We start from the raw sequence: 25,193 nt of genomic DNA, 5'->3' as shown, positions 1-25,193 counted from the left end.
TGACACTGTGGAACCCGTGACGATCACGGCATTGGACTTCGAACGCTGCTACCGCGCGGTGTCGACCAGAGACTCCCGCTTCGACGGGCAGTTCTTCACCGCGGTGCGCACGACCGGCATCTACTGCAGGCCCTCGTGCCCGGCGATCACGCCCAAACGGGCCAATGTCTCCTTCTTACCCACCGCGGCGGCCGCCCAGCAGGCCGGTTACCGGGCCTGCCGCCGGTGCCTGCCCGACGCCGCGCCCGGCTCTCCGCTGTGGAATGTCCGCGCCGATCTCGCCGCGCGCGCCATGCGGCTGATCGGGGACGGGGTGGTCGAACGCGGCGGGGTGCCCGGCCTGGCCGCGACGCTGGGGTACTCGCAGCGTCAGCTGACCAGGGTACTCACCACCGAACTCGGCGCCGGACCGCTCGCGCTGGCCAGGGCGCACCGCGCGCACACCGCGCGACTGCTCATCCAGACCACCGAGATGCCGATGTCGGATATCGCGTTCGCGGCCGGGTTCGCCAGCATCCGCCAGTTCAACGACACCGTGCGCGAGGTGTTCGCCGTCAGCCCGACGACGATGCGCGCCGAACTGCGCGCCTCCCCACGCAACGATGTCGTCGCCCCGGCCGTGCCCGGCCTGCTGACCCTGCGTCTGCCGTATCGGGAGCCGCTCGACACCGCCTGGCTCACCTGGTTCCTGTCCGCGCACACCGTGCCGGGGATGGAACTGTTCGACGAGGGCGTCTACACGCGCAGTCTGCGCACCCCCCACGGGTACGCGACGGTGCGGCTGTCGCTGCGGCCCGGCCATGTGCGCGCCGAACTCGCGCTGCGCGATATGCGCGATCTGGCGCCGACGGTGGCGCGGGTGCGGCATCTGCTCGACCTCGACGCGGACCCGCTGGGGATCGACGAGGCGCTCGGGGCCGGGCATCCCGGCTGGTCGCCGGGCATCCGGGTACCCGGCTGTCCGGACGGTCCGGAGTTGTTGCTGCGCACCATGATCGGTCAGCAGATCTCGGTGCGCGCCGCGGCCACCCACACCGCCCGGCTCGTCGACGCGCTCGGCGAGCGGATCGACGGACCGGCACCGCGCCTGTTCCCCACCCCCGAGACGATCGCCGAGCACGGCGCCGAGGTGCTCACCGGACCCGCGCGCCGGGTCGCCGCGATCGTCGCCGCGGCCCGGGCCATCGCCGACGGCGAACTGGCCCTGCACGCCGGGCGCACCGCCACCGACCTGCGCCGCGACCTGCTCACCCTGGCCGGGATCGGCCCGTGGACGGCCGACTACGTCACCATGCGGCTGCTCGCCGATCCCGACATCCTGCTCGACACCGATCTCGTGGTGCGCCAAGGCGCGCTACTGGCCGGAGTCGACCTCGACCACACCACCCGTTGGGCGCCGTGGCGCTCGTACCTGTCCATGCATCTGTGGAAGACGGCGCTCGTCGAGCGCGGCGTCATCCCCGCCCTCCCCGCGATCGAAAGCGAAGTCTCATGACCACCACACCCACTCGTTCCGCCGATGTCGCCACCGTCGCGACGCCGATCGGCCCGTTCACCGCGATCGTCGACGCGGACGGGGCCGTGTTGGCCGCTGGCTGGACCGGCGATCCCGGCGAACTCACCGCCGTCGTCCACGCGAGCCTGCGGCCCACCGAACTGCGGCAGCGGGATTCGCTCGGCGCGGTGACCGAGGCCGTGCTCGCGTACCACGCCGGTGACCTCACCGCGATCGACCCGATCCCCGTGCGCCAGCACTCGGGAGAATTCCTCACCCACGCGTGGGACGTCCTGCGCAAGGTGCCCGCCGGGGAGCCGGTGACCTATACCGAGTTCGCCGGGCTGGCCGGTCGTCCGGCGGCCACGCGGGCGGCGGCCAATGCCTGCGCGCGCAATGCGGCGGCGCTGTTCGTGCCGTGCCATCGCGTGCTGCGCATCGGTGGGCAGCTCGGTGGATTCCGGTGGGGGCTCGAGGCGAAGCGGTGGTTGCTCGCGCACGAGCGGTGAGCGGTCCTCGTGGATCAGGCCAGTATTCGATGAGTGGCTCTTCCCGAAGGTCCAGTTGGCGTCGGATGCTGTGAGGCATGCTCACTCGTCGTCTGGTCGCCCTGTATGCCGGGCTGTGGTTGTACGGGACGTCGATGGCGGTGATGATCCGGGCCGGGCTCGGACTCGATCCGTGGGATGTCTTCCATCAGGGCGTCGCCACGCACGTGCCGTTGAGTTTCGGCGTGGTCACCGCGCTGACCGGGATCGCGGTGCTGCTGGCCTGGATTCCGCTGCGGCAGCGGCCGGGGCTGGGGACCGTGAGCAATGTGGTGGTGATCGCGATCGCCGTCGACGTGGGGCTGTGGCTGATCCCCGAGGTGCGTCAGCTGTGGTGGCAGGGGGTGGCCATGGTGCTGGCGGTGGTCGTCAACGCGGCGGCGACCGTGCTCTACATCGGCGCCGGAATGGGTCCCGGCCCGCGCGATGGACTGATGACTGGACTGGTCGCGCGGACCGGGTGGCCGGTCTGGTCGGTGCGCACCGGGATCGAGGCCACGGTCCTGACCACCGGCTGGTTCCTCGGCGGCACCGTCGGGATCGCCACCCTGGTCTACGCCTTTGGCATCGGCCCGCTGATCCAGCTGATGATCCCGTTCGTGGACCGGTGGTTGCCGGGGTTCACGCCGATGCCACGACCGGAGCCCGTGGCGGCCTAGCCAGGTCCGCGGCCGGTCTGGGATCAGGCCGGTGTACTTGGGGTCAGGCGACGGTGGCTTCCAGGCGGGAGCCGGTGCGGCCGCGCAGGACGTGGAGGCGGCTGGGGATGCGTTGGCGCATTTCGTCCACGTGGCTCACCACGCCGACCACGCGGCCGCCCGCGCGGAGTTCGTCCAGGACGCCCATGACCGCGTCGAGGGTATCGGCGTCGAGGCTGCCGAAACCCTCGTCGATGAACAGGGTGTCCAGGACGACGCCGCCGGATTCGGCGGCGACCACGTCGGCCAGGCCGAGGGCGAGGGCGAGGGAGGCCATGAAGGTTTCGCCGCCGGACAGGGTTTTGGCGGAGCGCACGGCGCCGGTGTAGTCGTCGCGGACGTCGAGGCCGAGGCCACCGCGACGACCGCGCGGGCCCGCCTTGTCCGAGTGCACGAATTCATAGCGGCCGCCCGACATCCGGCGCAGGCGCAACGAGCCCGCGACCGCGACCTCCTCCAGGCGCGCGGCGAGCACATACGACCGCAACGACATCCGACGACTGTTCTCACCCCGCCCCGCGACCACGTCGGCCAGCCCGGCCAGTTCATCGAAGGCCCGCTGCTCCGGCGCGATCCGCTCGACCTCACCCCACAGCTGGGTACCCAACTGCTCGAGCTGGGCCACCCGCTCGGCCGCCGCCGACTGCACCGCCACCGCCGCGTTCAACGCACTCTGCGCCTGCGCGAAACGCTGTTCCAGTTCGGCCAGGTCACCCGGCACCTGCTCGGCCACCGCCCTGATCTGCGGTTCCGCGAGCACGGCCTCGGCATGCGCCCGCGCCCGATCGGCGGCGGTGAGCTCGGCATCGATCTCGGCCTGCTGCCGAGCGGTGCGCGCGACGGCGGTGACGAGCTGGGCGTAGGCGGTGAGGAGGGCGATGTCGTCGCGGGGTGCGGGCGGGTCCGATTCCGTGGGTGCTTCCTCGGCGGGGTCCTCGTCGAAAAGGTCGAACAGACTGGGTGATTCGGGCTCGGTTACCGCCGCGCGCACGGGTTTCGCAGACGCCGCGGCTCCGTTGTCGTCGGCGCGATCGGCCCGCGCTGGCGTGGTTGCCGACGCCGCGTTCTCGGACGGGTCGAGGATCGCGCCCTCGGTGGCCGGTGCCGACTCCGACCGCACCGGCTCGACGGACGTGGTGCCACCCTCGGTGGCGTTGGCACCGCCCGCGGAGGCGTTGGCCGGGCTGTTCGCGGTATCGCTCTCGGCCGACGGTGCCGGTTGCTCCTCGAGACCTTCGGGGATGAAACCCGCTGCGCGGGCGAGGGTTTCGACGCGGGTGGCGATGCGGCGGACGGCGGCGCGGGCGGTGGATTCGTCGGTGCGGGCGGTGCGCAGGGTGGTGGCGGCGGTGACGAGGGATTCGAGGCGGGTGACGCGGGCTTCGAGGGTGTGGTCGGCGCCCGCGGCGGTGCGGAGGCGCTGGGTGAGTTCGTCGAGGCGGGTGCGGGTGGCGGTGATGGTGGCGGTGGTGGTGCCGAGGCGGGCGTCGATATCGCGGGACTCGTCGTTGAGGCGGGTCTCCTCGGCGCGCAGGGTGTCCACGCGGGCGGTGAGGGTCGGGACGCGTTCGGCGGTGTCGGCGGTGTCGTCGAAGCGGTGGGTGGCGGCGCGCACGGCGTCGGCCAGGGCGACGGGGTCGGTGTCGCCGCCGCGGGCGGTCAGCGCCTCGATCTCGCGTTCGATGCCACCGATTCGTTCGGCGATGCGGTCGCGGGCCGCCTCCGCCGACTGTTCGGCGGCGGCCGCCGCGTCCTCGGCGTCCTTGGACACCGCGTCGTCGGTGGGCTGGGCGAGTTCGGGGTGCTCGGCCGAACCGCAGACCGTGCAGGGCGCGCCAGGAGCGAGCGCTCCCGCGAGTTCGGCGGCCATTCCGGCCAGCCGCCGGGCGCGCAGGTCGAGCACTCGTTCGCGGGCATCGAGGTGCGCGCGCCGCGCGATGTCGAGTTCCCCCTGTGCCCGGTCCAGCGCCGGTCGCTGCCGGGCGAGCTCGACCGCCGCGGCCGCCGAATCCTGCCATTTGGCCAGCTCGTTGCGGATTCCGGGCAGTGCGGCCGCCGCATCCGTGGCCTCCCGCAACTGCTCCTGTGCCGACGCCAGCGCGACCGGCAGTTCACCGCGCCGCTTCGCCAACTCCTCGGCCCGCCTGCCGAGCCGCGCGGCCTCCCGCTCGTGCGCCGCCACGTCGGCGGTCAACTGCTCGGCGGTAGTCGCATCGCCTCGCACCTCGGCGAGCACACCGAGCAGCCCGTTCCACACACTGATCGCGGCATCGAGATCACCCACGACATCGCCCGGCGCGCCGGGCTGCCCGGACCGCTCGACTCCGCCTGGTGCGTCCGTCAGTTCAGGGACGACGGTCAGCAGGTCGACGCCGTTGATGTCGGCGGCCTCGGGGGCGGTGATGCGGTCGGCGAGGGTGGTGGCGGCGGTGTGGGTGGCGGATTCGGCGCGGCGGAGGGTGCGGACCGTGGAGCGGGCCTCGTCGATGGCGTGGACGACGGGCTCGGCGCGACGGGCCTGGTCGAGTTCGTGTTGCCGGGCCGCGCGGCGGGGGGCGTCGGCGGTGTAGGCGGCCAGCTCGGCCTCGGCGGCGGATCGGCGGGTACGCAGGTCGGTCAGGCGGCGCTGTTCCTCGGCTTCGGTGCGGGCCTCGGCGGATTCCTTCCGGCGCAGGTCGGTGGCGGTGGTCGCGTCGGCGAGTTCGGCCCGCGCGGTCGCCAGGAGTTCCTGCGACCAGACCACAGCATCGCGCACTTCGACCGATTCCGACCCCTGGTAGCCACCGGCCATGCCGACCATCGTGATCAGGCGGTCGATCCCCTGACGGTGCGTCTCGAGCGCGGCACCGGCGGCGCGGCGGCGCTCGGCCAGCCAGTGCTCGGCGGTGCCGAAACGCTGGGTGTCGAAGAGCTTTTCGAGCAGCTTCTCGCGGTCCTCGTTCTCGGCGCGCAGGAAACGCGCGAAATCGCCCTGGGGCAGCAGGACGACCTGGAAGAACTGATCGGCGCTCATCCCGAGCAGGCGCAGCACCTCGTCGCCGATGTCGGTGATCCGCGAGAGGTTCTCGCCGCTGCCGTCGAGCCAGGTCAGCGTGGCCTTGGCCGGTTCGATCCTGGTGCCGGTGCCACGCAGCTTGGGGCGCTCGAACTCGGGGGTCCGGATGAGCCGCAGGCGTCGGGAGCCGAGGGTGGCCTCCAGGCTCACGCGCGGCGGGGTCTGGGCGTCGGCATGGTCGGAATGCAGGCGTTTGCTCTCGCCGCGCGCACCAGGGACACGCCCGTAGAGGGCGAAGGCGATGGCGTCGAGGACGGTGGTCTTGCCCGCGCCGGTGTGCCCGTGCAGCAGGAAGAGCCCGTCGGCGCCGAGCGCGTCGAAATCGACCACGGTGGTCTCGGCGAACGGGCCGAACGCGGTGAGTTCGAGCCGGTGCAGCCTCATGCGGCACCACCGAACGGGTCGACGCTCACGCTGTCAGCTCCGAGGGCCCGTCGTCGCCGCCGCCCACCCGGACCGACTCGGTCTCGCGGACCGCGGCCGCCAGTGCCCGCTCCACCCATGCCATCTCCCCCTCGCTCGGCGTACCTCGAACATCAGTCAGGAAACTCGCCGCCACCTCGGTATCGCGGCGCCCGTGCACGCGCTCGCGGTAGCGCAGCTCCGGATTGCCCTCGGGGCGTTCCCATTCCACGTGCACCGCGTGTGGGAACCGCTCGCGTAATTGACGCATGGGGTCGACCGGCCGCTTGCTGTCGGTGAGTGTCGCCGACACGTAATGGTCCTCGGCGGCGGCGAATTCGGCCGCGGTGAGCAGCGCGTCGAGGGTGCCGGTGAGCTTGCTCAGGCCACGCACCAGCGGGAGATCGTGCCTGCGCACGTCCGCCAGGCCGCGCGCGTCGAGGTCGACGATCCAGACCGCCTTGCGATGGGAGTTCTCGCCGAACGAGTACGGCAGCGGAGAACCGCTGTAGCGCACCGATTCCGCGAGCGTCTGCGGTGAGTGCAGATGGCCCAGCGCCACATAGTCGACGCCGTCGAAGGCCGACATGGGCACGGTTTCCACCCCACCCACCGAGATGGACCGCTCCGAGCCGGTCGCCTCGCCACCGACGACGAACGCGTGCGCGAGCACCACCGATCGCACCCCGGGCCGGGCGGCGCGGTCGGCATTGATCCGGGCCATCGCGGCGGCCAGGATCTCCGCGTGCGAACGGGCTTGCGGGACACCGAGTTCGACGCGGGTGATCTCCGGTTCCAGGTACGGGATGCCGTAGAAGGCCACCTCGCCGTGGGTGTCGGCGAGCAGCACGGGACGGTCGGCGTCGGCGACCCTGGTGCACAGATGTAGTCCACCGGCGGCGGCGAAACTGGCGCCCGCGCCGAGTCGCGCGGGTGAGTCGTGGTTGCCCGAGGTGGCGATGATCGTCGCGCCCGCGGCCCGGATCGCCTCGAAACCACGGTTGCAGACGGAGATGGCGTCGGCGCTGGGGATGGAGCGGTCGTAGATGTCGCCCGGCACCACCACGACATCGACCGCTTCGGCGGCGACGAGGTCGGCGACGGCCGCCAGCACGCGCGCCTGATCGGCCAGCAGGTCGACACCGTGAAAGGTGCGCCCGATGTGCCAGTCGGAGGTGTGCAGGATCCGCATGCCGCGAACCGTAGGGCACACCCCCGACAAGATTCAATCGACGCACTACATCGGTGTGATTCACCGGCGTGGCGACCCGCCGGGTTGCCCGGCGATTGCGAACTTGTCGGTGGCCTCGGGCACTATCGCCGCTATGACCGCTTCGATGCTCGTCGCGCTCGTCTTGGTTTTCGGTGCCGGGTTCGGTCTCGGCTGGTTGAGCCGTGCCGCCCGCGGTGGGCAACGCGCGGCCACCGCCGAGGCGCGGCTCGCCGCGGCCGAGGACAACCAGCGGTTGCTGCAACAATCGCTGCACGCGGCGAACGAGGATGCGGCACGCAGACATTCGGCCGCGGTCGGCGCGCTGGTCGATCCGCTGCGGGCGGCGGTCGGCGCGCTGGAACAGCAGATCAGACAGGTCGAACATCATCGGATCGACGCGTATTCGGGGCTGCGCGAGCAGGTCGCCGGAATGCAGCGCACCTCGCATCGGCTCTCCGATCAGACCGGGCAACTGGTGGCGGCGCTGCGGGCACCGCAGATCCGCGGGCGCTGGGGCGAGATCCAACTCGAACGCGTCGTCGAGCTGGCCGGGATGACCAGGCACTGCGACTTCGACACCCAGGTCCATCGCCACGGCGGCGACGACCGCGGCGCGGTGCGCCCCGACCTGGTGGTACGCCTGGCCGGAGGCAGACACATCGTGGTCGACGCGAAAGTCCCCTTCACGGCCTACCTCGACGCCGCCACCACCGACGACCCGTCCGGTCGCGATCAACTGCTGGCCCGACACGCCAAGCAACTGCGCGCCCACGTCGACCAGCTGGCCGACAAGGCGTACTGGGCCGCGTTCGACCCGGCACCGGAGTTCGTGGTGCTGTTCGTCCCCGGTGACCCGTTCCTCGACGCGGCGCTGACCACCGACGCGGGCCTGCTCGAGTACGCGTTCGGCCGGAACGTGATCCTGGCAACCCCCACTACACTCATCGCGCTGTTACGCACGGTGGCGTTCAGCTGGCGGCAGGAGGCGCTGTCTCGTGATATGGCAACGGTGCAGCAATTGGGCAAGGAGCTCTACACCCGGGTCGGCAAAGTGGCCGAACACCTCGACACCCTCGGCGTGAATCTCGGTAAGGCCGTAGCCGCTTTCAACGCCACCGTCGGCTCGGTGGAGTCGCGGGTCCTGGTCACCGCGCGCCGGATGCACGACCTCGGGATCGCCGATCAGGAGCTTCCGGCAATCCGGCTCACCGAGACCAGACCGCGCGTCGTCGCGTTCGCCGAGGCGGAGGATCGTGTCTGAGTTCTCCGTGCCGTAGCGCCCGCCGGGCCGATGTGCAGTTAGTGTCATAGGGTGGCTGCTTCCCAACGTGCGCGACCCCGGGTGCCCGCGCCGCAACGTTCGATCCTGCCCTCGGTGCCCGGCATCCCCGCCTGGGCCGCGATCGCGCTGGCCGCGGGCGCGACGATGGTGGGGTTCCTGATCGACGGGCTCGGCGGCGAGACCTACCCGACCGGCACGTTCTCGGCGCTGTACGTCTTCGGCTGCGTGCTGGCCGTGTGCGCGGTCCGCATGCGCGGGCTGTTCGCCACCATGGTGATGCCGCCGCTGCTGCTGTTCCTCGCGGTGCCGCTGGCCTGCCAGCTCCTGGGTGGACGCGCCACCACCTCCATCAAAGACGTGCTGATGAACCTGGTCATCCCGCTGGTGGAGCGCTTCCCGACGATGATGCTGGCCACCGTGCTGGTGCTGCTCATCGGCGGTATCCGGATCGCCGTGGCCAAGCGCGCCCCCGCGACCGCGCGCCCGGCCACCGAGCGGCGCGGCGAGCGCAAGCCGCGCCCCGAACGCAAGCCCAAGGCCGAACGCACGCCGGAGCGCAAGCCGGTCAAGCGTCGCCGTCCCGAGCCCGCCGCCGACCCGGCCGAGGCTCGCCGACGTCCCCGGCGCGCCACCGCCGTCCTGGACGACCCGGTCACCGAGGTCGACATGGCCAGCCCGGCCCGCCGTCAGCCGCGCGACCCCAAGCGCGCCCCCGCCCCTGCCCGCAATCGGGAACCCCGCGCCGCGCGCGGCGCCCGCGAGCCCGAACCCGCCCGCGTGCCACGCCGACGTGGTGAGGCCCCGCCGCACCCGCAGCCGAATGTGCGCTACCGCGACCGCGCCGACTCGGCCCGCACCGAACGCCGCCGCCCCGAGAAGGGCTGAGCAGACGACAACCCCCGCCGCGACCTGCGCGGCGGGGGTTTGTTCTGCTCGGGTGTCAGCTCTTGGCCGCGGCGTCCTTGCGCGACGGGCGCAGCTCGCGCGGCAGGGCGAACACCAGGGTCTCGTTGGCCGTGGTCACCGGCTGCACCTCACCGAAACCGTGCTCGGCGAGCAGGTCGAGCACCCCGGTGACCAGGATCTCCGGCACCGACGCGCCCGAGGTGATGCCGACGGTCCGCACACCGTCGAGCCAGGCCGGGTCGATTTCGCGGGCGTAGTCGACCAGATACGCGGCCCGCGCGCCAGCGCCCAACGCCACCTCGACCAGGCGCACCGAGTTCGAGGAATTGCGCGAACCGACCACGATCACCAGATCGCATTCCGGCGCCATCGCCTTGACCGCGGTCTGACGGTTGGAGGTGGCGTAGCAGATGTCATCGCTGGGCGGGTCCTGCAAGGTCGGGAAGCGCTCGCGCAGCCGCTCGACGGTCTCCATGGTCTCGTCCACCGACAGGGTGGTCTGCGACAGCCAGATCACCTTGGCCGGATCGCGCACGGTCACCGCGTCCACCGAGGCGGGGCCGTCGACGAGTTGCACGTGCTCGGGCGCCTCACCGGCGGTCCCCTCGACCTCCTCGTGGCCCTCGTGACCGATCAGCAGGATGTCGTAGTCGTCGCGGGCGAAGCGCTTGGCCTCCTGGTGCACCTTGGTGACCAGCGGACAGGTGGCGTCGATGGTGCGCAGATTGCGGGCCGCCGCGCTCTCGTGCACGGTCGGCGCCACCCCGTGCGCGGAGAACACCACCAGCGCGCCCTCGGGCACCTCGTCGTTCTCGTCGACGAAGACCACCCCGCGCTCACGTAGCGTCTCCACCACGTGCCGGTTGTGCACGATCTCCTTGCGCACATAGATGGGGGCGCCGTGCTTGTCCAGCGCCTTCTCCACGGTCTCGACGGCACGGTCGACGCCCGCGCAGTAGCCACGGGGCTCGGCCAGCAGCACGCGCTTGCCACCGGCAGCAGTCGCGCCCGCCGAGCGCGCGATACCGACGTTCAAGGGAATTGCCGAGGTCATGTCCCCCAGGGTATACGCGCGCGGACGGCGCGATCCGGGCGGTTCGAGGGGCGAAAGTCACATTCGGGCAGGCTGGACCTTTGCATCACAGACCGTTTGCGGCAGGCTGGGACCATGTTCCGACCTCCGTTCGTGGCCCGGGTCGCCGCCGGTGCCGCCGTATATGCCTTAGAAGAGACCAGGCGGCTCCCGGTCGCGGCTGTGAATCTCCCCATCACGGCCCTGAGTCGCGTGTTGCAGACCACCATGCATCTGCAGCAGTTCGTCACCAGCCTCGCGCTCAAGGGTGACGCCGTGTTCGAGCGCCTCGGCTCGGCACCGCAGGAACAGCCCGAGTGGGCGACCTTCGACGAGGACATCGCGCCCGAGCCCGCCGCGGCCACCAACGGCTACGCCAGCCGCTTCGACCTGTTCACCGAGGAAGCGCCGGTCGCGCCCGTCAACGGTGAGGTCGCCCCCGCGACGCTGCTGCTGCTCGAGACCGAGACCGTCGACGAACCCGCCGCCGACGAGCCCGCCGAGGTCGAGGCCCCCGAGGTCGCGATCCGCTACGACTACCCGTCGATGACGCTGGCCCAGCTGCGCGCCCGGCTGCGGATGCTGACCGTGGAGGAGCTGGCCCAGCTGCTGGCCTTCGAGCAGCAGACCCGCGCCCGCGCCCCGTTCGTCACCATGCTGACCAACCGGATCGCCACCGTTCAAGCGCAGTGACATGGGCGGCTGGCGCCGCGGGGATCGCGGCCCGGGGGGCCTCGATTCTTCCCTCCTGCGTTCAGTCGCTTCGCTCCTTCTCTTCGTCAGTCAGTCCAGAATCGAGGCGGCCGCGATCCGCGCCTTCGGCGCCGATGCGGCCGCCTTTTTGATGTGTCGGTGGGGCCGCGTATACCTGTCGTATGACTACCGAGGGTGGCGCGGGCGGGCAGGCGGGTGCTCCGGCCAATTCGGCCGAGCAGCCGTATCCGGTGCGGTCGGTGGCCGTGAAGGTCGCGCAGTGGATCGAGCGGCTGGGCAGTATCTGGGTGGAGGGGCAGGTCACCCAGATCAATCTGCGGCCGGGGACGCGCACGGCGTTCCTGGTGCTGCGCGACACCTCCGCAGACATGTCACTGTCGCTGACCTGTGATCCCGATCTGCTGCGCAGGCTGCCGGTGCCGCTCACCGAGGGCAGCCGGGTGGTGGTCTACGGCAAGCTGCAGTTCTTCACCGGACGCGGCACGATCTCGTTGCGGGTCACCGAGATCCGAGCGGTCGGCATCGGTGAGCTGCTGGCCCGGATCGAGCGGCTCAAGGCACTGTTGGGCGCCGAAGGGCTCTTCGACGCGAAACTCAAGCGACCACTGCCGTTCCTGCCGGGCACCGTCGGACTGATCACCGGGCGCGCGAGCGCGGCCGAACGCGACGTGCTCAGTGTGGCCCAGCAGCGGTGGCCCGCAGTACGTTTCGTCATCCGGAACACGGCGGTGCAGGGGCCCACGGCGGTGCCGCAGATGCTGGAGGCGCTGGCCGAGCTGGATCGCGACCCCGATGTCGAGGTGATCGTGCTGGCCCGTGGCGGCGGCAGCACCGAGGATCTGCTGCCGTTCTCCGACGAGGCGCTGTGCCGGGCGGTCGCCACCGCGCGCACGCCGATCGTCAGCGCCATCGGCCACGAACCCGACAACCCGCTGCTCGACCTGGTCGCCGACCTGCGCGCGGCCACCCCGACCGACGCCGCCAAGCGGATCGTGCCCGACGCCGCGGCCGAACTGGCGGGGGTGCGCGAGATGCGCGAACGCGCGGCGGCCGCGCTGCGCGGCTGGGTGCGACGCGAGGAACACACGCTGGCGCAGTTGCGCTCACGGCCGGTCCTGGCCGACCCGCTGCGCGAACTCGGGCACCGCCACGACGAGCTGGAACGCTGGCGCACCGCGGCCCAGCGCAGCATCGACCACCTACTGCGCGCCGAAGCGACCACCACCGTGTACCTGCGCGAGAAACTCACGGCGGTGGGTCCGGCCGCCACGCTGGCGCGTGGTTACGCTGTCGTGCAGCGAGTGGCCGGGCCCGAACGCCATGTCGTCCGGTCGATCGAGGACGCCCCCGCGGGCAGCCAGCTGCGGATCCGGGTCGCCGACGGCGCCGTCTCCGCCGCGGCCCTGGGCACCCAGCGCCTGACGCCGAAGACCACCGACGAGAAGAGGACCTGACCGTGGCCGACACCGGCTCCGAGACCACCGCCGCCGACTCCCTCGCCGAGATCGCCGGTTTCGGCTACGAGCGCGCCCGCGACGAACTCATCAATGTCGTGAAGATGCTCGAACAGGGCGGCCTGGACCTCGACGACTCGCTCACCCTCTGGGAACGCGGCGAAGCGCTCGCGGCCCGCTGCGAACAGCACCTCGCCGGTGCCCGCCGCCGCGTCGAGGACGCGCTGTCGCGCGCCGATCTCGACACCGCCGAATAGCGGGTCAGCGCGGCGGGATCACTTCTTCGACAGCGGCGTGGCCGCGGTGATCGCCTCGGCCAGGGTGGTGAAGGCGGCCTCGTCACCCGCGCCGGTGATCAGGACGCGCACGTCACCGAAGTCGGCGATCCAGGCGGTTTCCTCGGTGGGCTCGGTGTAGACGACCCACTTGTGGCCGCCGACATCGACCGTGCCGGTCGGATAGCGCGAGCCGAGGATGTGGCGGGAGAGGGCTTCCTCCGAGGCGCTGCTCTGCGAGTAGCGCATGTAGGTGCCCTGCGCGGTGATGTAGCCGACGGTGCTCACCGGACCGCCCCCGGCCGCGGTCACGGTGTCGCGGCTGCCGGAATTCGAGACCCAGTCCTGGGGCACCTTCGGGTTGCGGATCGGGAACTGCATGCTCCTGGCGTCGGCGGTCAGCGCCGCGTCGACGTCGAAATGCGGCACCTGACCCTGGGTCGGGCCGTTGGTCGCGACGGTGCACTGGCTCGCCGCACCCGCCAGCACGATGGCGATCAGCACCAACGGGATCAGCGACCAGAACAGATCGCGATAGTCGTTGAAGATCCGGTGCTTCTGCTGGGCCACGGCTACCAGTATCCACTCGGCACCTGACCAGCACCGCCAGGGGGCCGCGCGGGAGGTCGTGCACGGGCGTGCCGATTCCGAATGCGACAATGCACCCGTAACACCAACGCCAAGGAGGCACCCCGCAATGACGGCATCATCGCCCGCCCCCAGCCGCCGCGAGGCACCCGACCGCAACCTCGCACTCGAGCTGGTCCGCGTCACCGAGGCAGGAGCGATGGCCGCGGGCCGCTGGGTCGGCCGTGGCGACAAGGAAGGCGGCGACGGTGCGGCGGTCGACGCCATGCGTCAGCTGGTCAGCTCGGTCTCCATGCGCGGCGTCGTCGTCATCGGCGAGGGTGAGAAGGACGAGGCGCCGATGCTCTACAACGGCGAGTCCGTCGGCGACGGGACCGGCCCCGAGGTCGACTTCGCGGTCGACCCGATCGACGGCACCACGCTGATGTCGAAGGGCTCCCCCGGCGCCATCTCGGTGCTCGCGGTCGCCGAGCGCGGCGCCATGTTCGACCCCTCCGCGGTGTTCTACATGCACAAGATCGCCGTCGGCCCGGATGCCGCGGGCTCGATCGACATCACCGCCCCCATCGGCGAGAACATCCGCCGGGTGGCCAAGGCCAAGCAGTCCTCGGTCTCGGACCTGACGGTCTGCATCCTGGACCGCCCCCGCCACGCCGAGATCATCCAGCAGACCCGCGACGCGGGCGCGCGCATCCGGCTCATCTCCGACGGTGACGTCGCCGGTGCCATCGCCGCGGCCCGCCCCGAGTCCGGCGTCGACATCCTCGTCGGCATCGGCGGCACCCCCGAGGGCATCATCGCCGCCGCCGCGCTGCGCTGCCTGGGCGGCGAGCTGCAGGGCATGCTGGCCCCCAAGGACGACGAGGAGCGCCAGAAGGCCATCGACGCGGGCCACGACCTGGACCGCGTCCTGTCGACCACCGACCTGGTCGCGGGCGAGAACGTCTTCTTCTGCGCCACCGGCGTCACCGACGGCGACCTGCTGCGCGGCGTGCGCTACTTCGGCGGCGGCGCCTCGACCCAGTCGATCGTCATGCGCTCCAAGTCCGGCACGGTCCGCATGATCGACGCCTACCACCGCCTCACCAAGCTCCGCGAGTACTCCTCGGTCGACTTCGACGGCGACGACAGCGCGAACCCGCCGCTGCCGTGACATAGGCGGAACCGAGCCCCGAGGCAGCGTGCCCCGGGGCTCGGTCTATTCCTGGGGACGGTGTGGGATTTTCCGCTGACGTGGCAACCCCATTCGCGGCGTTCTCGTCCTAGGGTCGTGATATGGCTGATGACGACGCGCAGTACCGGATCGAGCACGACACCATGGGTGAGGTCCGGGTTCCCGTGGATGCCCTCTGGCGGGCGCAGACGCAGCGGGCGGTGGAGAACTTCCCGATCAGCGGGCGTGGGCTGGAGCGGGCGCAGATCCGGGCGCTGGGGCTGCTCAAGGCCGCGTGCGCGCAGGTCAACAAGGATCTGGGGCTGCTGGACCCGGTGAAGGCCGACGCGATCGTGGCCGCGGCCAACGAGATCGCGCAGGGCCGCCACGACGACCAGTTCCCGATCGATGTCTTCCAGACCGGTTCGGGCACCAGCTCGAACATGAACGCCAACGAGGTGATCGCCTCGATCGCGGCGCGCGACGGCGTCACCGTGCATCCCAACGACGACGTGAACATGTCGCAGTCGTCCAACGACACCTTCCCCACCGCCACCCATCTGGCCGCCACCGAGGCCGTCATCACCGAGCTCGTGCCCGCGCTAGAGCACCTGCGGCTGGCCCTGCTCGACAAGTCCACCCAGTGGCGCACCGTGGTGAAGTCCGGCCGCACCCACTTGATGGACGCCGTGCCGGTGACCCTGGGCCAGGAATTCGGCGGCTACACCCGCCAGATCGCCGCGGGCATCGAACGCGCCATGGCCACCCTGCCGCGCCTGGGCGAGCTGCCGATCGGCGGCACCGCGGTGGGCACCGGGCTCAACGCGCCCGCCGGTTTCGGCGCCAAGGTCGTGGCGGAACTGGTGCGCACCACCGGGATCGACGCGCTGCGCGAGTCCGAGGACCACTTCGAGGCCCAGGCGGCGCGCGACGGTCTGGTGGAGGCTTCGGGTGCCCTGCGCACCATCGCGGTGAGCCTGACCAAGATCGCCAACGATATCCGCTGGATGGGGTCGGGCCCGCTGACCGGCCTGGGCGAACTGCAGCTGCCCGACCTGCAGCCGGGCAGCTCGATCATGCCCGGCAAGGTCAATCCCGTTCTGCCCGAGGCGGTCACGCAGGTGGCGGTGCAGGTCGTCGGCAACGACGCGGCCATCGCCTTCGGCGGCGCGAGCGGCGCCTTCGAGCTCAATGTCTACATCCCGGTGATGGCGCGCAACCTGCTCGAATCGATCCGCCTGCTGGCCAACGTCTCCCGCCTGTTCGCCGACAAGTGCGTCGTCGGGCTGGTCGCCAACGAGGAGCACCTGCGCACGCTGGCCGAGTCCTCGCCCTCGATCGTCACCCCGCTCAACTCCGCCATCGGTTACGAGGAGGCCGCCGCGGTCGCCAAGCAGGCGCTGCGCGAGAAGAAGACGATCCGCCAGACCGTCATCGACCGCGGCCTGGTCCCGGGCAAACTGACCGAGGCCGAGCTCGACGAGCGCCTCGACGTGCTCGCCATGGCGAACGTCGACCGCGACTGAGACGACGAGAGGCCGTCACCCGAGCGGGTGACGGCCTCTCGTAGGACCGGATCAGGCCAGGTGCGCGAGCTCCGCGCGGGCCTTTTCGCCTTCTTCGCCGAGGTCGGTGCGGGTGAAGATGTTCCAGCGGCGCAGCAGCGGTGCGAACACCAGCTCCGCTTCCTTGGCGGGATCGTAGATGCCCGCCGCCGCCAGCGCCTCGTCGCTGGAACCGCCACCGGGCAGCTCCACGTGCGGCACGCGGAAGTCGGCGACGCGGTCGGCGATGGCGCGCACGGCCTGGTCGGGGACCAGGTCCAGCGCCGCCGAGACCAGCGTGGCGAAGAACTCCGCCTGCAGCTCGTCGTCGACGGCGATCTTCTCGGAGATCGCGGTGACCACCGGGTTCTCGCCGAGCGCGGCGGTGTTGCGGTGCCGGATGCCCGCGGCGACCTCTTCGAACGCGCAGGTGGCCAGCACGTCGATCAGGTGCATCGGCGGACGGTTGAAGCCGTCGGTCATGTGCTGCATGCGGGCCCGCTCGAGCGCCACCGGGTCCACCGACCGCGACACCATCAGGTAGTTGCGGATCAGGATCTCGTGACGGTTCTCCTCGGCGGTCCAGCGACCCACCCAGCGCCACCACGGGCCGGTGCGCAGGTGCTTGCCGAGCTCGCGGTGATACGAGGGCAGGTTGTCGGCGACCAGCACGCTCACGGTCAGCGCGAGGACGGCGGTCTCGCTGAGCTCGCCCTGCTCGGGGTTCCAGTCGGTGCCACCGAGGAAGGCGAAGTTGCGCCCGTCCGACCACGGCACGAACTCGTGCGGCTGCCAGCCCTCGGCCGCCTCGATGTGGCGGTCGAGGTTGGTGTCCACCACGCCCGCGAGCGCGTCGAGCAGCTCACGATCGGTCAAAGTTTTCTGCACCAGGACAACCTAGTACCTCGGCCGCGAGCGCGGGGACGCAAGGGCGAACCCGGTCCCCGCGCTGGGACCGCACACAGATTATTTCGGCGTGACTGTGGTCTGGCCACCGACCCAGGTGATGGTGCCGCCGGTGAAATCGCTCTGCTTGCCGCCGGGGATGTCCTTCTCGTCGCTGGTCGGGTAGCCCAGCGTGCCGTTGGCGCCGCCGTTCTCCTCCCACGCCTCGCGGATGTCGCCCCAGACGATGTGGGCGCCGGAGTCGCTGCTCCAGTAGATGGTGCCGCCCTCGAAGTCCTGGTACTCGCCGCCGTTGGGGCCCGATTCCTGGGCTTCCTCCGGCACGCCGAGCGGGCTGGTGGCCCCGCCCACGGCGACGTACTTCTTGTAGACCTCGCCGGAGACGGTGATGTCGCCGTCCGGGGTGGAGATGGTGGTCGACTCCCCCGCGGCGGCGGTGCCGGAGGTGGTGGTCATCCCGGAGGTGGTCTCGGTGCCCTCGCCCGTGGTGGTCGTGCCCTCGGCCGCCCGGGTGGTGGTGGTCGAGCCGCCACCGATCATCGAGGTGACCGAGGCCATCGTGTCGTTCTCGTTGTCCTTGTTGTCGTCGCTGCAGCCGGTGGCGAGCAGCAGACCGGCGGCGGCGAGCACCGCGGCCCCTCCGGTGGCAGTACGTCGAGCGATGCGGTTCATATCCATCCTCTCGCGAGTGGCCCCCCGGGGGCACGCCCCCGGATGGAGCCTGGCCGACATCCGCAACGGCCCGGCAGAACTGTGTTCGCCGAGCCGTTGCTGGATTGGTGTCTTCGCGGATATTACCCACCATTCGACGTTTTCACGCCTGATCGGGCCGCCGACGCGGCCCGATTGCCAGAGTTACGCGTTGGGGCCGTATTCCTCCAGCATCTCGGTCACCAGTGCCGCGATCGGCGAGCGTTCGCTGCGGGTGAGGGTGATGTGGGCGAACAGCGGATGACCCTTGAGCTTCTCGATCACCGCGGCGACCCCGTCGTGCCTGCCGACGCGCAGGTTGTCACGCTGGGCGACATCGTGGGTGAGCACCACCCGCGAGCCGGTGCCCAGCCTGCTCAGCACGGTCAGCAGGACATTGCGTTCCAGCGACTGCGCCTCGTCGACGATCACGAACGAATCGTGCAGCGAGCGGCCGCGGATGTGGGTCAGCGGCAACACCTCGAGCATGTCACGACTGAGCACCTCCTCCATGACCTCCCGGCTGGCCAGCCCGTCGAGGGTGTCGAAGACGGCCTGCGCCCACGGGCCCATCTTCTCGCTCTCGGAACCGGGCAGGTAGCCCAGTTCCTGCCCGCCCACCGCGTAGAGCGGCCGGAACACGACCACCTTGCGCTGGGTGCGGCGTTCGAGCACCGCCTCGAGCCCGGCCGTGAGCGCCAGCGCCGACTTGCCGGTTCCCGCGCGCCCACCCATCGACACGATGCCGATGCTCTCGTCGAGTAGCAGATCCAGCGCGATGCGCTGTTCGGCCGAGCGCCCGTGCAGGCCGAAGGCCTCACGTTCGCGGACCAGCTGCACCCGCTTGTCGGCGGTGACCCTGCCCAGCGCGCTGGAGCTGCTGCCGAGCAACCGGATTCCGGTGTGGCAGGGCAGTTCCCGCGCCTCGTCGAGGTCGATCACCGATTCGGCGTAGAGCTGGTCGATCTGGGAGCCCGCGACATCGAGTTCGACCATCCCGCTCCAGCCGGAGGTCACCACGTCCTGGGCGTGGTATTCGTCGGCGGCCAGGCCGACCGCGCTCGCCTTGACGCGCAGCGGGATGTCCTTGGACACCAGCATCACGTCCTCGCCCTCCGCGGCGAAGTTCAGCGCGCAGGCCAGGATGCGGGAATCGTTGGTGTCGGAACGGAATCCGGCGGGCAGCAGCGACGGGTCGGTGTGATTGAGTTCCACCTGGATGGTGCCGCCCTCGGTGCCGATGGGCAGCGGCTGATCGAGTCTGCCGTGCTGCACGCGCAGGTCGTCGAGCATGCGCAGCGCTTCGCGCGCGAACCAGCCGAGTTCGTGGTGGTGCCGCTTGGCCTCGAGTTCGCTGATGACCACCAGCGGCAGGACCACCCGGTGTTCACCGAAGCGCGTCACCGCCCAGGGATCGGACAGCAGGACAGAGGTATCGACGACGAAAGTCTTACGACCGGAACGCGAGGGGCGCTCCCCCTTCTTCGAGTGCGTGGAGTTCGAGGCCGTGTGCATCGCGGGGCCGGAAACGGAGCGTGCAGCAGTCACGGTGGGCTCCTTAGGTGTTCACGCGGCACCGCGTGAACGATCTCGCTGGACCGGTCCGTCCTGGTGGGCTGCCGACGCGCTGGTCAGCCGCCACGAGGGCCGGGTGCCGGCCCTCTCGCACTGAATAGCTCAGTCACGGTCAGAACCTCCCGTACGAGTCACACCGATGCAACCCGCACCACCGACGCTACCGCCGAACGCCCGGCAGCGCTGGCAGACAGCCGGACGCGTCGGTGAATTTGTCGTTAACCAGCACCGACGCAGTAGATCCCGGCACAGGCGTGTCGCCGCGCGCTAGAGTCGATGACATGGCCGATGACCAGGATCTGGAGAAGCTGTCGTCGAAGGAACTGCACGATCGCGCGGTGAAGACCGCCGTGCGACACGGCGACGTGAAATTCCTGTGGGATCTGCTCAAGGCCATTCCCGCCGCGCAGGCCGAGGCGGGCGATCTGGGCGAGAGCGAGGCCGACATCAAATACGTGCTGCCCATGCTCGACGACTACGTGCACGCCGGTGACGGCAAGCTCGCCGACGTCTTACGCCCCACCTACCTGGACTACCTGCGCAAACACGCCTGATCAGCGGCGGCGCACCGCGTTCAGCACGCCGTCCTTGGTGCCGCGCAGCAGGTCGCCCCAGCCGAAGTGGTCGTCCCACAGCACGATCAGGCCGTCGCGGAGTTCGAAGTTGCCCGACACCGGGAAGGCGATGCGCACCGGTCCGCCGCGCAGGTAGTCGGTGCGTTCGGTGACGACCAGACCGTTGGCGTTCTGCGCGATGTAGTGCATGTCGGCCGCGAAGCCCAGATGCTTGCGCCCGAGCCCCTTCAGGATCGGGCGGACGCGGCCGATGCCGCGAACATCGGGCAGCCCGGTGTTCTTCCACACGATCTCGGGATGCACCAGTTCCAGCGCTTCGGGCACCGCGCTCAGTTCGAGCGCGGCGAAGAACTCGCGCACCACCGTGACAGCGCTCTCCGGCAGCTCCGGCTCGTCGGTCATGATGCGAGCCTAGGACGTTCGCGGCTCCCGGACCAGACTTCGGCGCTACCGATCCGCGCGCTGGTCGATGAGCACCGCCAGCCCGTCGAGGATGCGCTCGACGCCGTAGTCGAACGCGTCGCCGTGCCCGGCCACGGCCTCGGCGGTGAAGGCCGCGGTGACCGCGGGGAAACGGTCGCCCGCCGCGGTCATCATGGCGGTGAACTGCTCGGCGAATTCGGTCTCGGCGTCGCCGTCGCGCACCGAGGCGACCTGCTGGGCGAGGCTGCGAGCGTGGCCGTTGACCAGCACGATGGTGTCGAGTTGTTCGGCGGGGGCCAGGCCGGTGTCGGCCAGGGCGAGCAGCGCGGCCTCGGTCCAGCCCATCTCGTTGGGGCCGATCGGGCGGATGCCGAGGGTGAGTTCGATGGCCCAGGGGTGCGCGCGATAGCGGGCGAAGATGGCTTCGGCCCAGGTCCGCAGGCCGACGCGCCAGCCGGATGAGTCGAGCGCGGGCGGCGCGCCGATGGCGGTGTCCACCATCAGGGCGGTGAGTTGCTCCTTGCCCGGCACGTAGCGGTACAACGACATCTTCGTGAAGCCGAGCCGTTCGGCGAGCCGCTGCATCGACAGCGCCGCGAGTCCTTCGGCGTCGGCCAGCGCGATCGCCTCGGCGACGATCCCGTCGAGGGTCAGGGCGGGCTTGGGTCCGCGCTTGGGGCGCTGGGGCGCACCCCAGAGCAGGTCGACGGTGGTCGGCGACGGCATCGGCTGATCCTCTCGAGATTCCCGGTTGACGCGGAACTGTGTCTACCATACTCTTAATCGTGTCCACCGGATACAGATTACTCCGGACACAAATACTCATCGAGGAGCACACCATGCGCGACCAGACCGTTCTCATCTCCGGCGCCAGCATCGCGGGCCCGGCCCTGGCCTACTGGCTGCACCGCTACGGCTTCACCGTCACCGTCGTCGAGCGGGCACCCGCGCTGCGCCCCGGCGGTCAGGCCGTCGACTTCAAGGGCCGCACCCACCTCACCGTGCTCGAGCGGATGGGCGTCCTCGACGACGTGCGCGCCCGTCGCACCGGCACCACCGACCTGGTCTTCGTCGACCGCGACGGCGACGAGCTCGGCGTGATGCGCGGCGAATTCACCGGCGGCGACCTGGAGATCCTGCGCGGTGACCTCGCCGAGGTCGTCTACGAGCGCACCGCCGACCGGGTCGAGTACCTCTTCGGCGACACCGTCACCGCCCTGCGCGACACCGCTGAGGGCGTGCACGTCGAATTCGAGAACGCGCCGCCGCGCACCTTCGACCTGGTCCTGGGCGCCGACGGCATCCACTCACGCGTGCGCGCGCTGGCCTTCGGTCCGGAGGCCGACTACGTGACCCACCTCGGCCACTACTACTGCGTGGCGGGCGCGAGCCGCTGGAGCGACGCGACCACCCCGCGCGACCGCGCCCGCGGCTACGCCCACAACACGCCGGGACGCCTCGCCATCGACGGCGGTTCCAAGGCCCAGCAGATGTACATGTTCGCCTCGCCCGAACTCGATTACCCGCGCAACGACGCGGCCGCCCAGCGCGCGATCATCGAGCGCACCTTCGCCGACATGGGCTGGCACACCCCGCGCATGCTCGCCGACCTGGCCGAATTCGACGACGTCTTCCTCGACTCGATCAGCCAGGTCAGGATGGACGGCCACTACACCCGCGGCCGGGTCGCCCTGGTCGGTGACGCGGCCTACGGCAACACCCTGGCGGGCTTCGGCACCGGCCTCGCCATCGTCGGCGCCTACGTCCTGGCGGGCGAACTCGCCACCGCCGACGGCGACCACGTCACCGCCTTCGCCGCCTACGACCGCATCATGCGCCGCTACGCCAAGATCGCGGGCAACACCAACGCGGGCCGCTTCCTCGCCCCCAAAACCGCCCTCGGCATCAAGGCCCGCAACTGGTTCATCAGCTCCCGCCTGTTCACCCTCATGCTGAAATACGGCGACAACGCCGCCAACGACATCGACCTCATCGACTACCCGTCCCTGATCGAAGCCACCCGATGACCCCTGCGCCTGGTTATGGTGCGGGTACCATAACCATATGGCGCTGAAGAAGACGACGGTGATGGTCGACGAACACGACCTCGAGCTGATCAAACGAGCCGCCGCACGCGAGGGCAGACCCGAGTCCGAGTACTTCCGCGAGGCCTTCCACCTGGCCGCGCTCCGCACGCGCAGGTGGGAGGAGGAATGGGATATCCCGGTGCTCGACTTCGATCGCCCGATCTCCGACGACGAGATCCACGACACGATCCACAACGCCGTCGTCGACGGTACCGAGCAGTGATCCTGATCGGCGACACCTCGGGTCTGGTCGCCGCCTTCAACCCGCAGGACCCGGAGCACGCCGCCGCCCGGTCGGCCCTGCAGCAGGCGGGCCTGACCGTGGTTTCCCCGCTCGTGATGCTCGAGATCGAACACATCGTGACGCGGAACCTGAATCGCCAGGTCGCCTACGGGGTCAACGATTGGCTGCTCGCGCAGGAGAGCAAGGGCCGCGTCGAGATCCCCGGCATCACCGCGGAGACGTTTCGCACCGCTCGCCGCGTCCAGAACCGCTATCTCGCACTGAAACTGGACCTGACCGATGCCACCAATGTCAGCCTGGCCGAACAGTACGCGACCGTCGACATCCTGACGCTGGACCGCCGCGACTTCCGGGCGATCGAACCGCTGACTCCCGAGAAGGCATTCCGGATCCTTCCCGACGACCTGTGATTCCCGCTTGACTTGGAGTGCACTCCAACTCATACGCTCGGAGCATGAGCATTCGCCTCGGATATCAGATGCCCACCTTCAGCAACACCGCGTCGGTGCGGGAGTTGTTTCCGACCGTGATCGCGCAGGCCAAGGCGGCGGAGGCGGCGGGGTTCGACGCCGCGTTCGTGATGGATCACTTCTATCAACTGCCGCTGCTCGGCGCACCCGACGAGCCGATGCTGGAGGCGTACTCGGCGCTGTCGGGGCTGGCGACGGCGACCGAGCGAATCCAGTTGTCGGCCTTGGTGACCGGCAACACCTATCGCAACCCGGCGCTGCTGGCCAAGACCGTGAGCACGCTCGACGTGGTGAGCGGCGGGCGCGCGGTGCTAGGGATCGGGGCGGGCTGGTTCGAGCTCGAGCACCAGCAGTACGGGTTCGAATTCGGTACTTTCACCGAACGTTTCGAGCGGCTCGACGAGGCGCTGCAGATCATCACCCCCATGCTGCGCGGCGAACGCCCCACCTTCACCGGCAAGTGGTACCGCACCGAGAACGCGATCAACGAGCCGCGCATCCGCGACGATCTGCCGATCCTGCTCGGCGGAGGCGGCGAGAAGAAGACCTTCCGGCTGGCCGCCCAGTTCGCAGACCACCTCAACATCATCTGCAACGCCTCCGAACTGCCCGGCAAGGTCGAGGCCCTGCGGCAGCGCTGCGCCGAGGCCGACCGCGACCCGGCCACCCTCGACACCAGCTTCCTCGCCTTCGTCATCGTCGACACCGACGGCGACCGCGCCCGCAAACTCCAGGCCGACATCCTCGCCCGCCAGGGCATCGACCTGTCCACCCTCACCGAAGCCGAACGCCGCGCCACCATCGCCGACCGCCAATTCGTCGGCACCCCCGACGAAGTCGCCGAACAGATCCAAACCCGAGTCCTCGACCACGGCATCGACGGCGTCATCGTCAACATGGTCGCCAACGGCCACGAACCCGGCACCCTCGACCTGGCAGGCCAGGCATTGAAGCCTTTGGTGGCGTAAGGCTTGTCCAGCCGCCGGACGAGCTAGCAGGCGATGAGCCGGTTCGGGACGATCCGGGCGAGCTGGTCGCGGATGGCCTCACGCTCCCGCACCAGGTCGAAGTGCGTCTGGAGGTTGATCCAGAACTCCGGGGTGGTTCCGAGATACTTGGCCAGCAGCAGTGCGGTACGCGGCGTCACAGCCCGCTGACCGTGAACGATCTGATTGATCCGACGCGGGGGTACGCCCAGAGCTCGCGCGAGTGCGTTCTGGCTGATGCCCAACGGCTCCATGAACTCTTCGGCGAGAACCTCGCCGGGAGAAGTCGGAGGCAGCGGAGTTGTCGTAGCCATGAAACTCTCCCTTTCAGTGATAGTCGACGATCTCTACGTCACGTGGCCCCGCCGATTCCCAGACGAAGCAGATCCGCCATTGGTCGTTGATTCGGATGCTGTGCTGACCCTCCCGGTCACCTTTGAGCTTCTCCAGCCGGTTGGCCGGCGGCGCTCGCAGGTCATCCAGCTGCGTCGCCGCGTGCAGCATCGTCAACTTCCTCAGCGCCGCCCTTTGAACGCTGCCGAGTTTGGGTGCCGATCTCTCGGTCCATAGCTTCTGAGCCTCCTTGCCCCTGAAGGACTGGATCACCTTCCAACTATAACGCATCGCGTCATAGTTGGACGAAGCTGTGCTCCGACCGACTTCCGAAGACGCGTCAGCCCTCTGCCTGATCGAATCAAGCAGAGGGCCGACAAGCGAACGGGCTGGGGATCAGCCGAGGAGGCGCCAGTCCTCCAGGCCCTGGTAGAGCGGGACACTCTGCGCCAACTTCGACACCCGACCACGCAGCGTCTCCGTATCCGACGTACCCGCCAGGGCG

Annotated in this window: 26 protein-coding genes; 15 read left to right on the top strand and 11 right to left on the bottom strand. The window is 70.1% G+C overall.

The genetic code is table 11. The features are described from left to right. The first annotated feature begins 7 nt into the window (after positions 1-7). The 3 genes from QC180_RS14065 to yczE all read left to right on the top strand — a co-directional run bounded on the left by QC180_RS14065 (position 8) and on the right by yczE (position 2,702). Complete coding sequence (locus QC180_RS14065) at positions 8-1,495, top strand: AlkA N-terminal domain-containing protein (RefSeq protein WP_278263178.1); 1,488 nt, start codon at positions 8-10, stop codon at positions 1,493-1,495. Beyond that, positions 1,492-2,004, top strand: a complete 513-nt coding sequence (locus tag QC180_RS14060) for a methylated-DNA--[protein]-cysteine S-methyltransferase (RefSeq protein ID WP_278263177.1) — start codon at positions 1,492-1,494, stop codon at positions 2,002-2,004. The genes QC180_RS14065 and QC180_RS14060 overlap by 4 nt, the downstream gene beginning before the upstream one ends. 77 nt (positions 2,005-2,081) lie before the next feature. Then, positions 2,082-2,702 carry a membrane protein YczE gene (yczE, locus tag QC180_RS14055; RefSeq protein WP_278263176.1) on the top strand — a complete coding sequence of 207 codons (621 nt, stop codon included), beginning with the start codon at positions 2,082-2,084 and terminating at the stop codon, positions 2,700-2,702. A 43-nt stretch (positions 2,703-2,745) separates the two neighbouring features. On the opposite strand, the gene QC180_RS14050 is transcribed toward yczE, so the two are convergent. Then, complete coding sequence (locus tag QC180_RS14050; protein ID WP_278263175.1) at positions 2,746-6,180, bottom strand: AAA family ATPase; 3,435 nt, start codon at positions 6,178-6,180, stop codon at positions 2,746-2,748. A gap of 25 nt (positions 6,181-6,205) precedes the next feature. Then, positions 6,206-7,390 (bottom strand): exonuclease SbcCD subunit D, encoded by a 1,185-nt coding sequence (locus tag QC180_RS14045; protein WP_278263174.1) that lies wholly within the window; start codon positions 7,388-7,390, stop codon positions 6,206-6,208. A gap of 133 nt (positions 7,391-7,523) precedes the next feature. Here QC180_RS14045 and QC180_RS14040 point away from each other — a divergent pair, with 133 nt between their 5' ends. Together QC180_RS14040 and QC180_RS14035 are read left to right on the top strand one after the other, a co-directional pair. Further along, a complete protein-coding gene (locus QC180_RS14040) occupies positions 7,524-8,672 on the top strand; it encodes a DNA recombination protein RmuC (protein WP_278263173.1) in 1,149 nt (382 codons plus the stop codon). Between the two features lie 51 nt (positions 8,673-8,723). Continuing rightward, positions 8,724-9,578, top strand: a complete 855-nt coding sequence (locus QC180_RS14035; RefSeq protein WP_278263172.1) for a DUF6542 domain-containing protein — start codon at positions 8,724-8,726, stop codon at positions 9,576-9,578. Between the two features lie 55 nt (positions 9,579-9,633). Here QC180_RS14035 and QC180_RS14030 read toward each other — a convergent pair whose 3' ends face one another. After that, positions 9,634-10,653, bottom strand: coding sequence for a 4-hydroxy-3-methylbut-2-enyl diphosphate reductase (locus QC180_RS14030; protein ID WP_278263171.1), 1,020 nt, complete (start codon positions 10,651-10,653; stop codon positions 9,634-9,636). 114 nt (positions 10,654-10,767) lie between these two features. Here QC180_RS14030 and QC180_RS14025 point away from each other — a divergent pair, with 114 nt between their 5' ends. The 3 genes from QC180_RS14025 to QC180_RS14015 all read left to right on the top strand — a co-directional run bounded on the left by QC180_RS14025 (position 10,768) and on the right by QC180_RS14015 (position 13,096). Continuing rightward, positions 10,768-11,364 (top strand): lipid droplet-associated protein, encoded by a 597-nt coding sequence (locus QC180_RS14025; RefSeq protein WP_278263170.1) that lies wholly within the window; start codon positions 10,768-10,770, stop codon positions 11,362-11,364. Between the two features lie 182 nt (positions 11,365-11,546). Next, the gene (gene xseA, locus QC180_RS14020; RefSeq protein ID WP_278263169.1) at positions 11,547-12,839 is read left to right on the top strand and encodes an exodeoxyribonuclease VII large subunit; all 1,293 of its coding nucleotides are present in this window, start codon (positions 11,547-11,549) and stop codon (positions 12,837-12,839) included. Further along, positions 12,836-13,096 carry an exodeoxyribonuclease VII small subunit gene (locus QC180_RS14015; protein WP_278263646.1) on the top strand — a complete coding sequence of 87 codons (261 nt, stop codon included), beginning with the start codon at positions 12,836-12,838 and terminating at the stop codon, positions 13,094-13,096. The genes xseA and QC180_RS14015 overlap by 4 nt, the downstream gene beginning before the upstream one ends. Positions 13,097-13,114: 18 nt before the next feature. Here QC180_RS14015 and QC180_RS14010 read toward each other — a convergent pair whose 3' ends face one another. Next, complete coding sequence (locus tag QC180_RS14010; RefSeq protein WP_278263168.1) at positions 13,115-13,684, bottom strand: DUF4245 domain-containing protein; 570 nt, start codon at positions 13,682-13,684, stop codon at positions 13,115-13,117. A gap of 127 nt (positions 13,685-13,811) precedes the next feature. On the opposite strand from QC180_RS14010, the gene glpX reads away from it, so the two are divergent. Continuing rightward, positions 13,812-14,855, top strand: a complete 1,044-nt coding sequence (gene glpX / locus QC180_RS14005) for a class II fructose-bisphosphatase (RefSeq protein WP_278263167.1) — start codon at positions 13,812-13,814, stop codon at positions 14,853-14,855. A 122-nt stretch (positions 14,856-14,977) separates the two neighbouring features. Next, a complete protein-coding gene (locus tag QC180_RS14000) occupies positions 14,978-16,381 on the top strand; it encodes a class II fumarate hydratase (RefSeq protein WP_278263166.1) in 1,404 nt (467 codons plus the stop codon). Positions 16,382-16,432: 51 nt separating this feature from the next. Here QC180_RS14000 and QC180_RS13995 read toward each other — a convergent pair whose 3' ends face one another. From QC180_RS13995 to QC180_RS13985, 3 genes are all read right to left on the bottom strand, one after another. Further along, positions 16,433-17,287 carry an acyl-ACP desaturase gene (locus tag QC180_RS13995; RefSeq protein WP_278263165.1) on the bottom strand — a complete coding sequence of 285 codons (855 nt, stop codon included), beginning with the start codon at positions 17,285-17,287 and terminating at the stop codon, positions 16,433-16,435. Positions 17,288-17,365: 78 nt separating this feature from the next. After that, entirely contained in the window at positions 17,366-17,977 is a 612-nt protein-coding gene (locus QC180_RS13990) for an LGFP repeat-containing protein (protein ID WP_278263164.1), read from the bottom strand. Positions 17,978-18,160: 183 nt separating this feature from the next. Continuing rightward, complete coding sequence (locus QC180_RS13985; RefSeq protein WP_278263163.1) at positions 18,161-19,543, bottom strand: PhoH family protein; 1,383 nt, start codon at positions 19,541-19,543, stop codon at positions 18,161-18,163. Between the two features lie 308 nt (positions 19,544-19,851). Here QC180_RS13985 and QC180_RS13980 point away from each other — a divergent pair, with 308 nt between their 5' ends. Then, positions 19,852-20,124, top strand: coding sequence for a hypothetical protein (locus QC180_RS13980; protein ID WP_278263162.1), 273 nt, complete (start codon positions 19,852-19,854; stop codon positions 20,122-20,124). On the opposite strand, the gene QC180_RS13975 is transcribed toward QC180_RS13980, so the two are convergent. Both QC180_RS13975 and QC180_RS13970 read right to left on the bottom strand, forming a co-directional pair. Continuing rightward, positions 20,125-20,547 (bottom strand): limonene-1,2-epoxide hydrolase family protein, encoded by a 423-nt coding sequence (locus tag QC180_RS13975; protein ID WP_278263161.1) that lies wholly within the window; start codon positions 20,545-20,547, stop codon positions 20,125-20,127. Positions 20,548-20,592: 45 nt separating this feature from the next. After that, entirely contained in the window at positions 20,593-21,294 is a 702-nt protein-coding gene (locus QC180_RS13970; RefSeq protein ID WP_278263160.1) for a TetR/AcrR family transcriptional regulator, read from the bottom strand. 113 nt (positions 21,295-21,407) lie between these two features. Between QC180_RS13970 and QC180_RS13965 the strand changes: the two genes are divergently transcribed. Genes QC180_RS13965 through QC180_RS13950 form a run of 4 tightly spaced genes read left to right on the top strand, consistent with a single transcriptional unit; the run spans position 21,408 to position 24,337 of the window. Continuing rightward, on the top strand, positions 21,408-22,595 hold the full coding sequence (locus QC180_RS13965; protein WP_278263159.1) for an FAD-dependent monooxygenase: 1,188 nt from the start codon (positions 21,408-21,410) through the stop codon (positions 22,593-22,595). Between the two features lie 37 nt (positions 22,596-22,632). Further along, positions 22,633-22,878, top strand: coding sequence for a ribbon-helix-helix protein, CopG family (locus QC180_RS13960; protein WP_278263158.1), 246 nt, complete (start codon positions 22,633-22,635; stop codon positions 22,876-22,878). Beyond that, entirely contained in the window at positions 22,875-23,309 is a 435-nt protein-coding gene (locus tag QC180_RS13955; RefSeq protein ID WP_278263157.1) for a PIN domain-containing protein, read from the top strand. The genes QC180_RS13960 and QC180_RS13955 overlap by 4 nt, the downstream gene beginning before the upstream one ends. Positions 23,310-23,353: 44 nt before the next feature. Beyond that, positions 23,354-24,337 carry an LLM class F420-dependent oxidoreductase gene (locus QC180_RS13950; protein WP_278263156.1) on the top strand — a complete coding sequence of 328 codons (984 nt, stop codon included), beginning with the start codon at positions 23,354-23,356 and terminating at the stop codon, positions 24,335-24,337. 23 nt (positions 24,338-24,360) lie between these two features. On the opposite strand, the gene QC180_RS13945 is transcribed toward QC180_RS13950, so the two are convergent. Then, on the bottom strand, positions 24,361-24,669 hold the full coding sequence (locus tag QC180_RS13945; protein ID WP_278263155.1) for a HigA family addiction module antitoxin: 309 nt from the start codon (positions 24,667-24,669) through the stop codon (positions 24,361-24,363). Positions 24,670-24,682: 13 nt separating this feature from the next. Beyond that, entirely contained in the window at positions 24,683-24,961 is a 279-nt protein-coding gene (locus QC180_RS13940; RefSeq protein WP_278263154.1) for a type II toxin-antitoxin system RelE/ParE family toxin, read from the bottom strand. Positions 24,962-25,193: the final 232 nt, after the last annotated feature.

It is taken from the genome of Nocardia anocheti, assembly GCF_029675105.1.
Lineage (GTDB): Bacteria > Actinomycetota > Actinomycetes > Mycobacteriales > Mycobacteriaceae > Nocardia.
This window is presented reverse-complemented; position numbering and strand designations above follow the sequence as displayed.